Raw genomic sequence first — 14,360 nt, forward strand, 5'->3', positions numbered from 1 at the left:
TAAAATTCGCGGCTACGAACTTCAGCCAGAACACCGGCTTTTTCGCAGGAGCGCTTGAAACGACGCAGAGCTACGTCGAAGGGTTCGTTCTCTTTAACTTTGACGGCTGGCATCCAGAGCTACCTTCATTCATTACCGGGGTCAACGACTCGTGCAAAAACTGCACTTAAGTACGTCGGTTTTTAAGGGTTGCGGATGTTAACCCCTCATCGCAAGGAATGCAAAGCCTCTGATCGAAAAGCGCTGGCCGGGGCCTGGAGTGACGACTATCATGCGCGCCTTCGAAGTCAGCCTCTACAAGGCGCAAACCCATGCTAGTACTGGGATTAGAGACATCCTGCGACGAAACCGGTGTCGCACTTTACGACAGTGAGCGCGGCCTGCTGGCCGACGCGCTGTTCAGCCAGATCGACCTGCACCGTGCGTACGGTGGCGTGGTGCCTGAACTGGCTTCCCGTGATCACGTCAAGCGCATGCTGCCGCTGATTCGTCAGGTGCTGGCCGAGGCGCAGTGCGCTGCGACCGACATTGACGCCATCGCCTACACCGCGGGTCCTGGCCTGGTCGGTGCGCTGTTGGTGGGTGCTTCCTGCGCTCAGGCGCTGGCGTTCGCCTGGGGCATTCCGGCCTTGGGCGTGCACCACATGGAAGGTCATCTTCTGGCGCCGATGCTGGAGGAACAACCACCCGAATTCCCGTTCGTCGCTTTGTTGGTGTCCGGTGGCCATACGCAGCTGGTTCGGGTCGATGGCATCGGTCTTTATCAGTTGTTGGGCGAGACGCTGGACGATGCAGCCGGTGAAGCCTTCGACAAGACCGCGAAGATGATGGGCCTGCGTTATCCCGGCGGTCCGGAGATCGCCTTGCTGGCGAATCAGGGTGTGGCGGGGCGTTTCGTGTTCCCGAAGCCGATGACCGATCGGCCGGGTCTGGATTTCAGCTTCAGTGGCTTGAAGACCTTCGCCCTCAACACCTGGCAGCAGTGCCAGAGTGCTGGGGACGACAGCGAGCAAACCCGTTGCGACATCGCTCTGGCCTTCCAGCATGCGGTGGTGGAGACTTTGACCATCAAGTGCAAGCGCGCCCTCAAGCAGACCGGTCTCAAGCGTCTGGTCATCGCTGGCGGCGTCAGCGCCAACAAGGCGTTGCGTCTGTCGCTGGAAAAAATGCTCGGCGAGCTGCATGGCAACGTGTTTTATGCGCGTCCTGAGTTTTGCACCGACAACGGCGCGATGATCGCGTTTGCCGGTTGCCAGCGGCTGCAGGCCGGACAAAAAGAAGATTTGAGCATCAGCGTACAGGCGCGTTGGCCGATGGAGCAGTTGACGGGGCTGTAGGGCGTCAACCTGAGCCGGGTTCATTGCGGAGATTCAAAAATGCCGTTCGCGCCCGGCAAGCAGGTCGCGTAAATTGCCGCGATGTCGCCAGACGATGAGCAAGGTAATCAGGCTCATTGGCAGCAGTGTTTCCGGTTCCTGCCATGCCAGTAACGGCAGGACCAGTGGGGTCGCGATCAGGGCCGCAAGTGAGCTGGTGCGGGTCATGTAGAACACCAACAGCCAGGCGCAGACCGCCAGCGTTGCAGCGGGTGGATACAGGCCCAGCAGCATGCCAGCGGTGGTCGCCACGCCCTTGCCGCCGCGAAAGCGGAAGTACAGGGGAAACAGATGACCCAGTACCGCGAACAGCCCTATCCAGGCTTGCTCTTGCGAGTCCAGATCAAGCAGTTTGGCGATCAGGACCGGCAGCAGGCCTTTGCACAGATCGCCGATCAGGGTCAGAACGGCGAGTTTTTTCCCGGCCAGGCGCAGCATATTGGTCGCGCCGGCATTGCCTGAGCCACTGGCGCGCGGGTCCGGGCTGCCGCTGCGACGGCTGAGCCAGATGGCGAAGGACAGGGAGCCGAGCAGGTAGGCGAGGATCGCCAATAACCAAAAAAAGCACCAAAACATGCTAACCATTCCGGGCGAAGACGCCCTGATTCTAACGGCGCCTCGCGCCCTTGTCGTGCAGCGGAGAACAGTGCTTGGACAGAGTTTTTATCGAGGGTCTAGAGGTCGATACGGTCATCGGCGCCTACGATTGGGAGCGTGGCATTCGCCAATGCCTGCGCCTGGACCTGAGCTTTGCCTGGGACAATCGACCTGCCGCAGCGGGTGATGACCTGACTAAAGCGCTCGACTACGCCAGCGTCTCGACTCGAATCCAGGCGTTCGCCGAGCAGGCGCAATTTCAATTGGTAGAGACCTTTGCCGAGCGTCTTGCTGAAGTGCTGATGAGTGAATTCCAGATTCCCTGGATGCGCCTCAAGCTGACCAAGCCAGGCGCCGTTGCGGCGGCTTCCGGCGTGGGCGTGGAGATCGAGCGCGGATGCCGCTAACTCAGATATTCCTCGGCCTCGGTAGCAACATCGAGCGCGAAAAGCACCTGCATGCCGGGCTGGAAGCGCTGGACAGTTTTTTGCACGAAATGACCTGTTCGCCGGTGTTCGAAAGTCAGCCAGTGGGGATCAAAAGTGGTCCGTTTTTCAATTTAGTGGTGACGGCGTATACCGATCTTCCGCTGATGGAGCTGGACCGTCGCCTGAAATTCATCGAAGCCGACAATGGTCGCTATGCCCCAGAGCGCAAGGGTTTGCCCCTGGATATCGACGTGCTGTTGTTTGGCGAGCAAGTGGGCAATTTTGACGGCTTGATTCTGCCCCGTGCGGAGATTCTCAAGAATGCGTTTGTGCTGTGGCCGCTGTCATTGATAGCGCCGCAGCGAGTGCATCCGGGGGTCAGCAAGACGTTTGAGGCGCTGTGGCGCGAGGCGCAGATTGATCAAGTGTTGGCACCGGTGTCGTTTGAGTGGCGTGGGCGGCAGCTGACGCCCTGAGCGTTTGTAGGAGCCAACTTGTTGGCGAGGCTGTTTGTCGGACACATTGCGTCAGATGCCCTGCCAACAAGTTGGCTCCTACAGGGGTTTGATGTGATTTTTGTAAGCTTGTATTGCCTTTAGCCTTTCGCGCTTTAGCGCCTCGCCCAGCGCAGGCCCTTCAAATCCCTGATCCCGCAATGGCTGCACGGCCACTGTGCGTGCGGCCTCCGCTGCGCCCCGCAAATAACCAGCTTGTGGATAACTGCGCTGTTCGAAGCCCAAACGGCCTCGAGCGTCCATCTCGCAGGCCGTAATGAATTCCTCGAAACGCTGTGGTCGACGGTAGATATCGAAGCTTTGCAACAGCTCGAACAGTGTTGAGGCTTTCAGTTCAAGCGCCCGGTGACCATGGGTGTGGTATTGGCCTACCAACATCGCCAGTTCCTGGCAATCGCGCGGTACCTTGAAGCGTGCATTCACCGCTTTGATTAGCCTCAGCCCGGTGTGCTCATGGGCGATGTGCCGGGGCCACTCACGCTCGGGCGTCAAACCTTTGCCCAGATCATGCAGCAGGCATGCCCAGCGCACGCTCAACGGCTGTTGATGAATCGCGGCTTGCTCCAGCACGCGGAGGACGTGCTCACCGGTATCGACTTCCGGATGGTGCAAGGCCGGTTGCGGCACGCCGAACAGTGCGTCGACTTCTGGAAAAAGCTCCTTCAGCGCGCCGCACTCACGCAATACGCGAATGAAGATTTGTGGCTGATTTTCCATCAGCGCGCGGGAGATTTCTTTCCAGCTGCGCTCTGCTGTCAGCGCTTGAAGTTCGCCCGATTCGCTTAGTTGCTGCATCAGCGCCAGGGTTTCTGGCGCAATCGAAAAGCCGTCCGGGGCATACCGTGCGGCGAAGCGCGCCACCCGTAGCACGCGCAGAGGGTCTTCGGCGAACGCCGGGGAAACATGGCGCAAAATACGCGCTTTTAGGTCTTGTTGGCCATGATAAGGATCGGTCAGGTTGCCGTGGTCATCCTCGGCGATGGCGTTGATTGTCAGGTCCCGGCGAATCAGATCCTCTTCTAAGGTGACTTCGGGACTCGCATGAAAAGTAAAGCCGCCGTACCCTGTGCCGCTCTTGCGTTCAGTGCGGGCGAGGGCGTATTCCTCGCCGGTTTTCGGGTGCAGAAACACTGGAAAATCCGCGCCGACCGGGCGAAATCCGTGGCTGAGCATTTCCTCTGCCGTAGCGCCCACCACCACTCGGTCAATGTCGGTGACTGCTTTGCCGAGAAGACGATCACGTACCGCGCCGCCCACTTTATAAATCTGCATAAAAAACCTCCGTAAGCGCGACAGGATAAACCTTTGAGTCGTTACCTACAGAGGCAAAAGCGAAACAGTTGGTTAAGCTTCAAGCTACAAGCATGCTGCTTACGGCTTATAAGTGTATGACCGCCAAATCGAGCCGGGGATATTCACTATCGGCGTGATCGCCTCTCGGTGGGACGTGGTGGGTTTTCATGATCTGGTCGCCTTGTAGCGTCTCCAGATGGATATCGAAGCCCCATAAGCGGTGCAGGTGTTTAAGCACTTCATCTGTGGACTCGCCCAGCGGTTTACGGTCGTGCTGTTGATGACGCAAGGTCAGCGAGCGGTCACCGCGTCGATCAATGCTGTAAATCTGAATGTTGGGCTCTCGATTGCCCAGGTTGTACTGGGCGGCTAACGTCTCACGGATGATCTTGTAACCGGGTTCGTCATGAATCGCCGGAACCAGCAAATCGTCCTTCTGATCGTCGTCCATGATGCTAAACAGCTTGAGGTCACGAATCACCTTGGGTGACAGGTACTGCAAAATGAAGCTCTCATCCTTGAAGCTGCTCATGGCGAACTTGATAGTGGTTAGCCAATCGCTGCCCGCAATGTCCGGAAACCAGTGCCGGTCTTCGTCGGTGGGGTGCTCGCAAATGCGTCGGATATCCCGGTACATGGCGAAACCCAGAGTGTAGGGATTGATACCGCTGTAATACGGACTGTCGAAACCCGGTTGGTAGACGACACTGGTGTGTGAAGTCAGGAATTCCATCATGAAGCCTTCAGTGACCAGACCTTCATCGTAGAGGTCATTCATGAGCGTGTAATGCCAGAACGTAGCCCAGCCTTCGTTCATGACCTGAGTTTGCCGTTGCGGGTAAAAATACTGCGCAATCTTACGCACTATTCGCACCACTTCCCGTTGCCATGGCTCCAGCAGCGGCGCGTGTTTTTCGATGAAGTACAGGATGTTTTCCTGAGGTTCGGCGGGGAAGCGAGCATTGTCCTTCTCGCTGTTTTTATCTGCGCTTTTCGGAATGGTGCGCCACAGATCATTGATCTGCTTTTGCAAATGTTCTTCACGGTCCTTCTGCCTGCGGCGCTCTTCTTCGGCAGAGATCGGATACGGACGCTTGTACCGGTCTACCCCGTAATTCATCAGGGCATGGCAGGAGTCCAGCAGATCTTCCACGGCATCAATGCCATGGCGCTCCTCGCATTGCATGATGTACTGCTTGGCAAACACCAGGTAATCGATGATCGAACTGGCGTCAGTCCAGGTACGAAACAGGTAATTACCCTTGAAAAAGCTGTTGTGCCCGTAACAGGCATGGGCCACTACCAACGCTTGCATACAGATGGTGTTTTCTTCCATCAGGTAAGCGATGCACGGGTCGGAATTGATCACGATTTCGTACGCCAGACCCATTTGGCCCCGGCTGTAGGACTTCTCCGTACTGAGGAAGTGTTTGCCGTAGGACCAATGGTGATAGCCCAGCGGCATGCCGACGGACGCATAGGCGTCCATCATCTGCTCGGCAGTAATCACTTCGATCTGGTTGGGGTAAGTGTCCAGCGCATAACGATCGGCAATGCGACTGATCTCCCGGTCGTACGCCTGGATCAGCTCGAACGTCCACTCTGAACCCGTGGATATTGGTTGGCGCTTCTGCTCTCTAGCGGTCATGTCACTAACCTGCGCTGGAAGAGTTCTCGGAATACCGGATAGATGTCACCGGCAGATACCAGCTGCTGCTGGGCAAACGTGTCGGGAAACGAGTCGCCGATGCGTTCATATTCGAACCACAGCGCCTGATGTTCGCGTGGGGTAATTTCCACGTAAGTGTAGTACTGCACGAAGGGCATGATCTGCTTCACCAAAATGTCGCGGCAGATCGGCGAGTCATCGTTCCAGTTGTCTCCGTCGGAAGCTTGCGCGGCGTAAATGTTCCATTCGTTGGTCGGATAGCGCTCGGCCATGATCTCCTGCATCAGTTTCAATGCGCTCGAAACGATGGTGCCGCCGGTTTCCCGCGAGTAAAAGAATTCTTCCTCGTCTACTTCCCGGGCGCTGGTGTGGTGACGAATGAACACGACTTCGATCTTGTCGTAGTTACGCTTGAGAAACAGGTAAAGCAGGATGAAAAAACGTTTGGCGATGTCTTTGGTCGCCTGGGTCATAGACCCGGAAACGTCCATCAAGCAAAACATGACTGCCTTGGAGCTGGGGCTGGGTTGCTTGACCAGCAAGTTGTACTTAAGGTCGAAAGTGTCCAGATAAGGCACACGATGGATGCGCGTTTTAAGCCGCTCTATTTCGGCTTCCAAGTCGCGAATGTCGCCGAAATTGTCGGGTTCCTCGCGTTTCATGCGCTCCAGTTCGGCAATCGAATCGCGGAGTTTGGCTCGACTGCTGCCGGAAAGAGCGATGCGCCGAGCGTGGGCTGAGCGAAGGGTGCGGATGATGTTGATGCGTGACGGGTTACCCTCGTTACTGATGCCGGCACGAACCGTTTTGAAGGTATCGGTACCGGTCAGGTTACGCTTCACCAGGTTCGGAAGCTCGAGGTCTTCGAACATGAATTCGAGGAATTCTTCCTGACTGATCTGAAACACAAACTCGTCGGTGCCTTCGCCGGAATTGCTCGCCTTGCCGGGTCCTTTGCCGCCTCCGCCCCCCTGGGGACGCGCAATGTGCTCGCCGGTGGTAAATTCTTTGTTGCCGGGATGGACGACGGTTTGTTTACCGCCGCGGCCGTGGTGCAGAACCGGCTCGTCGATATCGCGACCGGGAATACTGATCTGTTCGCCGTGTTCCATGTCGGTGATGGAGCGGCGGCTGACGGCTTCTTCAACTGCTTTTTTGATGTGATCACGGTATCGCCGCAAAAAACGCTGGCGGTTCACCGTGCTCTTATTCTTGCCATTGAGACGTCGGTCAATCACATAGCTCATAGGGAGCCCTCCGGGCAGCTTCAAGTTACAAGCTTCACGTGCCAAGCTGGAAGCTTAAAGACAAGCGGTCAACTGCCACGACCACAAACACGCCAGCCAGCGCGCTTGTGGCTTGCAACTTGACGCTTGCCGCTGCCTTACTGCGATTTTCTGACCCGCAGATACCACTCGGACAGCAGCCGTACCTGTTTGTCGGTATAACCACGTTCGACCATCCGCGTTACAAAATCGTTGTGCTTTTGCTGGTCCTCTTTACTGGCTTTGGCATTGAAGCTGATGACCGGCAGCAGATCCTCGGTGTTCGAGAACATTTTCTTCTCGATCACAACCCGCAGCTTTTCGTAGCTGAGCCAGGTTGGATTTTTGCCGTTGTTATTGGCGCGAGCACGCAGCACGAAGTTAACGATTTCATTACGGAAATCCTTCGGATTGCTGATGCCAGCGGGTTTTTCGATTTTTTCCAGCTCCTCGTTCAGTGCCACTCGGTTAAGAATTTCACCGGTTTCCGGATCGCGATATTCCTGATCCTGAATCCAGAAGTCTGCATAAAGCACATAGCGGTCAAAAATGTTTTGCCCGTATTCGCTGTAGGACTCTAGATACGCAGTCTGGATTTCCTTGCCAATGAACTCAATGTAGCGCGGCGCCAGGTACTCTTTGATAAAGCGCAGATACCGCTCGCGGGTTTCAGCCTGGAACTGTTCCTGTTCGATTTGCTGTTCCAGGACGTAAAGCAGATGCACGGGATTGGCAGCGATTTCATGGGGGTCAAAGTTAAAGACCTTTGACAGAATCTTGAACGCGAACCGAGTCGACAGGCCGTTCATGCCTTCGTCTACACCGGCGTTGTCCCGGTATTCTTGAATCGATTTGGCTTTTGGATCGGTGTCTTTGAGGTTTTCGCCGTCGTACACGCGCATCTTGGAATAGATGTTCGAGTTTTCCGGCTCTTTGAGGCGCGACAGTGTTGTGAACTGCGCCAGCATTTTTAGGGTGTCTGGCGCGCAATGCGCTTTGGCCAGCGAGCTGTTGAACAGCAGCTTATCGTAGATCTTGATTTCGTCACTGACCCGCACGCAATACGGCACTTTGACGATGTAGATCCGGTCGATAAAAGCTTCGTTGTTCTTGTTGTTACGGAAACTGTGCCATTCCGATTCGTTGGAGTGGGCCAACAGAATGCCGGTGAATGGAATCGACCCAAGCCCTTCCGTACTGTTGTAATTACCTTCCTGGGTGGCGGTGAGCAGTGGGTGCAAGACCTTGATGGGCGCCTTGAACATTTCGACGAATTCCATCAAGCCTTGGTTGGCTCGGCAGAGTGCGCCTGAATAGCTGTATGCATCGGCGTCGTTTTGTGGAAATTCTTCCAGCTTGCGGATATCCACTTTACCGACCAACGCAGAAATGTCCTGGTTGTTTTCATCACCCGGCTCAGTTTTCGCCACAGCGATCTGATTGAGGATCGATGGATAAAGCTTGACCACTTTGAACTGACTGATGTCGCCCCCGAACTCAGCCAGCCGCTTGGTTGCCCAAGGCGACATAATCGTGTTCAGGTAGCGCCGGGGAATACCGAAGTCTTCTTCGAGAATCTCGCCGTCTTCCGTGGCATTGAACAAGCCTAGGGGCGACTCGAAGACCGGTGAACCCTTGATGGCGTAAAAAGGCACCTTCTCAATCAGCTGTTTGAGTTTTTCGGCCAGCGAAGATTTACCGCCGCCGACAGGGCCTAGTAGATAGAGAATCTGTTTCTTTTCCTCCAGGCCCTGAGCGGCATGACGGAAGTAAGAAACGATTTGGTCGATGCACTCTTCCATGCCATGAAAATCTTCGAACGCTGGGTAGCGACGAATCACTTTGTTGGAAAAGATACGAGACAGCCTTGAGTTGGCCGACGTGTCGAGCAACTCAGGCTCGCCAATGGCGAGCAGAAGACGTTCTGCTGCAGAGGCGTAAGCGCTGCGGTCGGCTTTGCAGAGCTCAAGATATTCCTGTAGCGAGAGCTCTTCTTGGCGTGTTGATTCGAAGCGTTGTTGGAAGTGGCTAAAAATACTCATGACGTCACCTCGCTCGATACGTTGAGCCGGCGGCGGATCGTCAGTCGATGCTGGCAACAGCTGAAAATTCCAGCTGCTGTTTACCCCCCAGAACACCATAAAATTACTACCGATGACCCGCGCGCCGGTGTACCGGCTCTCCCCTGATTCGGATGGCCTAGGCTAAGGATAGTTCGGAATCACAGTTATCAACGAGTATTGATTGAATAGTCGGGCTAGCCGTTCGTCAGTTTGCTCGCGAACCCGCACAGGACGCGGGATCGGCGGGAGTAAAAAAATTTATTCCACAGTGCTTTGAGCGGTTTCGTCAGGATAGGTGTTACGCCATAACTCAAAACCGCCGTCCATGCTGTAAACATCGGAGAAACCTTGGCCGACCAAATAAGCGGCGGCACTCTGGCTGGAGTTGCCGTGGTAGCAGACCACCACCAATGGTTTGTCCAGATCGGCCTTGGCAATGAAGTCGGCGATCGAGAGATTGTCCAAATGCTGTGCGCCAGGGATGTGGTTGGCGGCGAATGTCTGTTGATCACGGACGTCGACCAATACCGCACCCTCTTCGAGAAGCGAGTGAGCCTGCGTAGGAGGAATGCGTTTGAACTCAGTCATGGTGGGGTCTCCTGATGGCGGGGAAAGATTGAATTCTAACCCTTGCTGATGATGTGTAGGCCAACACGCACCGATGAAACTGGACTGGCGTCGGCTAGACCTTTGACGTCGCATTCGCAGCTATGGCGTTCCAGCGTATCGACGTTGAGCAAAGTCATGGCGCCACCCCAGACACATCCGGTGTCCAGAGCGAAAACGCCAGGTTCGGTGCAATTGCCCCCAAGCGCCGCCCAGTGACCGAAGATAATTTTCTGGCCCTTGGTCTTGCGCTCTTTATGGCTGAACCACGGCGCATAGCCGGGTAGGGCGGTACCGACGCCTTCTTTGCTTTTCAAATCAAGTTTGCCGTCGCTGGTACAAAAACGCATGCGGGTAAAATAGTTGGTGATCATTCGCAGGCGCGTTACACCTTGCAGATAGGGCTGCCACTTAACCGGTTCGTTGCCATACATTCCGTCGAGAAATGGTTCAAACAGGTTGTCGTCGCCCAGGGCGGTTTCAACTTCCCTGGCGTGCGCAAGCGCTTTGTTCAATGTCCATTGCGGCGGTATGCCGGCATGAACCATCGCTACCTTGCGCTCCGCATCGTAGTGCATCAGTTTCTGATGACGTAACCATTCGAGCAACTGACCGCGGTCAGGCGCTTCGAGAATTTCGCGCAACGTATCGTTCTTTTTCAGTCGCTCGATGTTGTGAGCCGCGGCTAACAGGTGCAGGTCATGGTTGCCCAATACACAGACCAGCGAGTCGCGCATGCCGTACAGGAAGCGCAATGTCTCCAGCGACGCGGGGCCGCGGTTGACCAGATCGCCTACCAACCAGAGACGATCTTTGCTCGGGTCGAAAGCAACATGCTCGAGCAAACATTGCAGTGGTTCCAGGCAACCTTGCAGGTCGCCGACGGCATACACCGCCATCAGTGAAGGGCGCCTGGCATCGCGAGACGAAAGGGCGCGATCACCGCGTCGAAGCGTTTGCCATCTTCGGCGAGCATTTGATAGCTGCCCTGCATGTTGCCGACTTTCGTCGTCATCACCGTGCCGCTGCTGTAGGTATGACTGTGTCCGGATTTGATCAGCGGCTGCTGACCGACCACGCCGTCGCCACGCACTTCTTCAACATGGCCGTCGCCGTCGGTGATCACCCAGTGCCTGGAAAGCAACTTGGCGGGGAGTTCTCCGCTGTTATGCACAGTAACGGTATACGCGAAAGCGAAACGATTCTGCTCGGGTTGCGATTGTTCTACGAGAAAGCGTGTAACGACGCTGACGTCGACTTGATAGCGAGGATCGGACATGCAATGGGCCTTAAAAGCAAAAGCGGAAAAAGCCGGACAATACCGGTGCAGCAATAAATAACACTGGGTCAGTCTAGGGCATTTGCGGGATAAAAAAACAACCGTTGCTAGCTGAGTGCCTGCGTTGGACATTCATTTGCCGCAAAGTGCCCCAAAGAGGTTACTCAGCAACAGGCTGATCGCTCAGTTTGTCCGCCAAACGGACAAAGGCTGCAAGGTCCAGTTGTTCCGGGCGCAGGCTGCCATCGACGCCAGCTGCAATAATCTCGTCATTGCTCAGCAAGGCTTTAAGCGTATTACGCAGGGTTTTCCGGCGCTGGTTAAACGCTTCACGAACCACGCGCTCAAGGGCGCGGTGATCCTTGGCGGGATGCGGCAAAACCTCGTGGGGCACCAGACGAACAATGGCTGAGTCCACTTTCGGCGGCGGATTGAACGCACCGGGCCCGACATTGAACAGGTGTTCGACGCGACAATGGTATTGGACCATGATCGACAGGCGACCGTAATCACCGCCGCCTGGGCCTGCGGCCATGCGCTGTACCACTTCCTTTTGCAGCATGAAGTGCATGTCGCGAATCAAGCCCGCGTTTCGCAGCAACAGGAAAATCAGTGGCGTAGAGATGTTGTACGGCAAGTTGCCCACCACGCGCAGGCTGCTCGGCGCAGCGTCCAGGCTGGTGAAGTCAAACTTCAAGGCGTCGCCTTGATGCAGGTGAAAGTTGGGCTTGCTGCCGAACTGGTGGATCAGGATCGGGATCAGGTCCTTGTCCAATTCAACCACGTCCAACTGGGCGTCGCTGCTGAGCAAACCTTCAGTCAGGGCGCCTTGGCCCGGCCCGATTTCCAGCAGGCGATCTTCCGGGCGCGGGCGAATGGCTCGCAGGATCTTGTCGATCACGCCAGCGTCGTGGAGGAAATTTTGTCCAAAACGCTTACGCGCCTTGTGTTGGAATAACTCGGTCATGAATGGGTCTCGGCCATCTGATAGGCGGTTTCCAGGGCGACCTTCAAGCTGCCGGTGTCGATCCTGCCACTGCCAGCCAGATCCAGCGCGGTGCCATGATCTACCGACGTACGGATGATCGGCAGGCCGAGGGTGACGTTGACGGCGGCGCCGAAACCTTTGTACTTCAGGACAGGCAAACCCTGGTCGTGGTACATCGCCAGCACTGCATCGCAGTGCTCCAGATATTTGGGGGTAAACAGAGTGTCGGCAGGCAGCGGGCCGCGTAAATCCAGGCCCTCGCTGCGCAGACGCTCCAAAGTAGGTTCGATGATGTCGATTTCTTCATGGCCCAAATGTCCGCCTTCTCCAGCGTGGGGATTAAGCCCACAGACCAGAATGCGCGGTTGGGCGATGCCGAATTTGTTGACCAGATCGGCGTGCAAGATCCGCGTGACCCGCTCAAGGCGCTCAGGCGTTATTGCATCGGCGACGTCGCGCAGGGGCAGGTGGGTGGTCACCAGAGCTACGCGCAAGTCGCCTGTGGCGAGCATCATCACCACCTGATCGGTGTGGGTCAGCTCGGCCAGAAATTCGGTGTGACCGGAAAAAGCAATGCCGGAGTCGTTGATTACGCCCTTGTGTACCGGGGCGGTGATCATCCCGGCAAAGTCGCCGTCGATACAGCCCTGGCCGGCACGGGTCAATGTCTGCAGTACGAACGCCGCATTGGCCGTGTTCAGCTCGCCAGTCACAACCGGTGCGTTCAGCGTTGTGTCCCACACATACAGACTGCCAGCCGGGGCGGGCAGGTCTGGCCATGCGTCAGGCGTTACGCGCAACAAACTGACAACCACCCCCAGTTGCACGGCCCGCTCCAGGAGCAGGTCGTGACTGGTAATAGCAATCAGGGGATGCGGCTGAGAATGCGAGGCGAGCAGCAGGCACAGGTCAGGACCTATACCGGCCGGCTCGCCGGGTGTCAGAGCGAAGCGCTTTGCTTTCACTTTGGCGCCTGGTCAGCCTGATCGGGCTGGTCAGGTTGATCAGCAGCGGGGAGCTTGATTTCAACATAGGCTTCGTCACGGATCTGACGCAGCCAGGTTTGCAGCTCTTCATCGTACTTGCGGTTACGCAGCGCAGTCTTGGCCTGCTCTTCGCGGGCCTCGGTGCTGCTGTCGGTGGCGCGACGACCCAGTACTTCCAGGATGTGCCAACCGTACGAAGTCTTGAACGGTTTGGACAATACGCCTACCGGGCTATCAGCCATGACCGCGCGGAACTCCGGTACCAGTTGGTTCGGGTCGACCCAGTTCAGGTCGCCACCGTTGAGCGCCGAACCCGGATCTTCGGAGAAGCTTTTCGCCAGTTCACCAAAGTCTTCGCCATTTTTGATGCGCTCGTACAGGCGTTCGGCCAGGCGATGCGTCTCGTCTTCGCTACGAATTTCGCTTGGTTTGATCAGGATGTGACGCACATGAACTTCGTCCTTCATCTGCGCCTGGCCCTGACCACCGCGTTTTTCCATCAGCTTCAAGATAATGAAGCCGCCGGGAGTACGGGTAGGCGGGGTAATGTCGCCGATCGCCATGTTGCTCAGCATGCTGTCGAACGGCGGCGGCAGTTGGGCACCTTTGCGCCAGCCCATGTCGCCGCCGTCCAGCGCGTTATCGCTTTTGGACTTGGCAACGGCCAACTGACTGAAGTCAGCGCCTTTCTTGAGCGACTGGTAAATATCCTGAGCTTGTTTGTTCGCCGCCTGGATTGCGTCTGAAGACGCGCTGTCCGGGGTAGCGATCAGAATGTTGGCCAGGTGATATTCCTCGGACATTTGCATCTTGCCCATGTCGGAGGCCAGGAAGTTCTTCACTTCTTGCTCGGAAATCTGGATGCGTTCAGCAACCCGACGCTGGCGTACACGGCTGATGATCATTTCCCGGCGGATCTGGTCGCGAGCGTCTTCATAAGACAAGCCGTCGTGAGTCAGGGCCGCGCGGAACTGGTCCACCGACATGTTGTTGCGCTGGGCGATAGTACCGACCGCCTGGTTCAGCTCTTCGTCAGTGATCCGTATACCGGAGCGATCACCGATTTGCAGCTGAAGGTTCTCAACGATCAGACGTTCGAGCACTTGCTGGTCCAGCACATTCGCTGGAGGCACGCCGCCGCCACGTTTGGCGATGGTTTGCTGAACTTCTTGAACACGTTGGTCCAGTTGGCTTTGCATGATCACGTCGTTGTCGACGATGGCCACAACCTTGTCGAGGGACTGCACCTCAGCATGCGCTGCGGTGCCCAGAAGTAACGCGCCCAACATCAATGG

Annotated in this window: 15 protein-coding genes; 3 read left to right on the forward strand and 12 right to left on the reverse strand. The window is 56.4% G+C overall.

The features are described 5' to 3' along the window. The coding region (gene rpsU, locus JWR17_RS20030) for a 30S ribosomal protein S21 (protein ID WP_299834161.1) at positions 1-113 on the reverse strand (113 nt) is incomplete at its 3' end. A 198-nt stretch (positions 114-311) separates the two neighbouring features. Between rpsU and tsaD the strand changes: the two genes are divergently transcribed. Further along, positions 312-1,337, forward strand: a complete 1,026-nt coding sequence (tsaD, locus tag JWR17_RS20035) for a tRNA (adenosine(37)-N6)-threonylcarbamoyltransferase complex transferase subunit TsaD (RefSeq protein ID WP_299834083.1) — start codon at positions 312-314, stop codon at positions 1,335-1,337. A gap of 33 nt (positions 1,338-1,370) precedes the next feature. On the opposite strand, the gene plsY is transcribed toward tsaD, so the two are convergent. Beyond that, on the reverse strand, positions 1,371-1,961 hold the full coding sequence (plsY, locus tag JWR17_RS20040) for a glycerol-3-phosphate 1-O-acyltransferase PlsY (protein WP_299834085.1): 591 nt from the start codon (positions 1,959-1,961) through the stop codon (positions 1,371-1,373). Between the two features lie 65 nt (positions 1,962-2,026). Between plsY and folB the strand changes: the two genes are divergently transcribed. Next, positions 2,027-2,380, forward strand: a complete 354-nt coding sequence (folB, locus tag JWR17_RS20045) for a dihydroneopterin aldolase (protein ID WP_299834088.1) — start codon at positions 2,027-2,029, stop codon at positions 2,378-2,380. After that, the gene (folK, locus tag JWR17_RS20050) at positions 2,371-2,877 is read left to right on the forward strand and encodes a 2-amino-4-hydroxy-6-hydroxymethyldihydropteridine diphosphokinase (RefSeq protein WP_299834090.1); all 507 of its coding nucleotides are present in this window, start codon (positions 2,371-2,373) and stop codon (positions 2,875-2,877) included. The genes folB and folK overlap by 10 nt, the downstream gene beginning before the upstream one ends. A 78-nt stretch (positions 2,878-2,955) precedes the next feature. Here the strand turns inward: folK and JWR17_RS20055 are convergent, their stop codons facing one another. The 10 genes from JWR17_RS20055 to JWR17_RS20100 all read right to left on the reverse strand — a co-directional run bounded on the left by JWR17_RS20055 (position 2,956) and on the right by JWR17_RS20100 (position 14,354). Next, positions 2,956-4,188 (reverse strand): multifunctional CCA addition/repair protein, encoded by a 1,233-nt coding sequence (locus JWR17_RS20055; protein ID WP_299834092.1) that lies wholly within the window; start codon positions 4,186-4,188, stop codon positions 2,956-2,958. A 106-nt stretch (positions 4,189-4,294) separates the two neighbouring features. Then, positions 4,295-5,857, reverse strand: a complete 1,563-nt coding sequence (locus tag JWR17_RS20060; RefSeq protein WP_299834094.1) for a SpoVR family protein — start codon at positions 5,855-5,857, stop codon at positions 4,295-4,297. After that, positions 5,854-7,125, reverse strand: a complete 1,272-nt coding sequence (locus tag JWR17_RS20065; RefSeq protein WP_299834096.1) for a YeaH/YhbH family protein — start codon at positions 7,123-7,125, stop codon at positions 5,854-5,856. The genes JWR17_RS20060 and JWR17_RS20065 overlap by 4 nt, the downstream gene beginning before the upstream one ends. Before the next feature lie 137 nt (positions 7,126-7,262). Next, positions 7,263-9,185: a PrkA family serine protein kinase gene (locus tag JWR17_RS20070; protein WP_297840089.1), complete on the reverse strand. Its 1,923-nt coding sequence runs from the start codon at positions 9,183-9,185 to the stop codon at positions 7,263-7,265. Between the two features lie 279 nt (positions 9,186-9,464). Further along, positions 9,465-9,794, reverse strand: a complete 330-nt coding sequence (gene glpE, locus JWR17_RS20075) for a thiosulfate sulfurtransferase GlpE (protein ID WP_299834098.1) — start codon at positions 9,792-9,794, stop codon at positions 9,465-9,467. Between the two features lie 35 nt (positions 9,795-9,829). Continuing rightward, on the reverse strand, positions 9,830-10,711 hold the full coding sequence (locus tag JWR17_RS20080; RefSeq protein ID WP_299834100.1) for a symmetrical bis(5'-nucleosyl)-tetraphosphatase: 882 nt from the start codon (positions 10,709-10,711) through the stop codon (positions 9,830-9,832). Beyond that, complete coding sequence (gene apaG / locus JWR17_RS20085; protein WP_299834102.1) at positions 10,711-11,091, reverse strand: Co2+/Mg2+ efflux protein ApaG; 381 nt, start codon at positions 11,089-11,091, stop codon at positions 10,711-10,713. Before apaG ends, JWR17_RS20080 begins: the two co-directional genes overlap by 1 nt. A gap of 160 nt (positions 11,092-11,251) precedes the next feature. Then, entirely contained in the window at positions 11,252-12,058 is an 807-nt protein-coding gene (gene rsmA / locus JWR17_RS20090; protein ID WP_299834104.1) for a 16S rRNA (adenine(1518)-N(6)/adenine(1519)-N(6))-dimethyltransferase RsmA, read from the reverse strand. Beyond that, on the reverse strand, positions 12,055-13,044 hold the full coding sequence (gene pdxA / locus JWR17_RS20095) for a 4-hydroxythreonine-4-phosphate dehydrogenase PdxA (protein WP_299834106.1): 990 nt from the start codon (positions 13,042-13,044) through the stop codon (positions 12,055-12,057). The genes rsmA and pdxA overlap by 4 nt, the downstream gene beginning before the upstream one ends. Next, on the reverse strand, positions 13,041-14,354 hold the full coding sequence (locus JWR17_RS20100) for a peptidylprolyl isomerase (protein WP_299834163.1): 1,314 nt from the start codon (positions 14,352-14,354) through the stop codon (positions 13,041-13,043). The genes pdxA and JWR17_RS20100 overlap by 4 nt, the downstream gene beginning before the upstream one ends. Between the last annotated feature and the right edge of the window lie 6 nt (positions 14,355-14,360).

Origin of the sequence: Pseudomonas sp. (assembly GCF_028293835.1) — a bacterium.
In the GTDB taxonomy this organism is placed as follows: Bacteria; Pseudomonadota; Gammaproteobacteria; order Pseudomonadales; family Pseudomonadaceae; genus Aquipseudomonas.

Coding starts and splice junctions, on each gene's coding strand:
- tsaD (WP_299834083.1), top strand. CDS start 312: ATGCTAGTACTGGGATTAGAGACATCCTGCGACGAAACCGGTGTCGCA.
- plsY (WP_299834085.1), bottom strand. CDS start 1,961: ATGGTTAGCATGTTTTGGTGCTTTTTTTGGTTATTGGCGATCCTCGCC.
- folK (WP_299834090.1), top strand. CDS start 2,371: ATGCCGCTAACTCAGATATTCCTCGGCCTCGGTAGCAACATCGAGCGC.
- JWR17_RS20055 (WP_299834092.1), bottom strand. CDS start 4,188: ATGCAGATTTATAAAGTGGGCGGCGCGGTACGTGATCGTCTTCTCGGC.
- JWR17_RS20060 (WP_299834094.1), bottom strand. CDS start 5,857: ATGACCGCTAGAGAGCAGAAGCGCCAACCAATATCCACGGGTTCAGAG.
- JWR17_RS20065 (WP_299834096.1), bottom strand. CDS start 7,125: ATGAGCTATGTGATTGACCGACGTCTCAATGGCAAGAATAAGAGCACG.
- JWR17_RS20070 (WP_297840089.1), bottom strand. CDS start 9,185: ATGAGTATTTTTAGCCACTTCCAACAACGCTTCGAATCAACACGCCAA.
- glpE (WP_299834098.1), bottom strand. CDS start 9,794: ATGACTGAGTTCAAACGCATTCCTCCTACGCAGGCTCACTCGCTTCTC.
- JWR17_RS20080 (WP_299834100.1), bottom strand. CDS start 10,711: ATGGCGGTGTATGCCGTCGGCGACCTGCAAGGTTGCCTGGAACCACTG.
- apaG (WP_299834102.1), bottom strand. CDS start 11,091: ATGTCCGATCCTCGCTATCAAGTCGACGTCAGCGTCGTTACACGCTTT.
- rsmA (WP_299834104.1), bottom strand. CDS start 12,058: ATGACCGAGTTATTCCAACACAAGGCGCGTAAGCGTTTTGGACAAAAT.
- JWR17_RS20100 (WP_299834163.1), bottom strand. CDS start 14,354: ATGTTGGGCGCGTTACTTCTGGGCACCGCAGCGCATGCTGAGGTGCAG.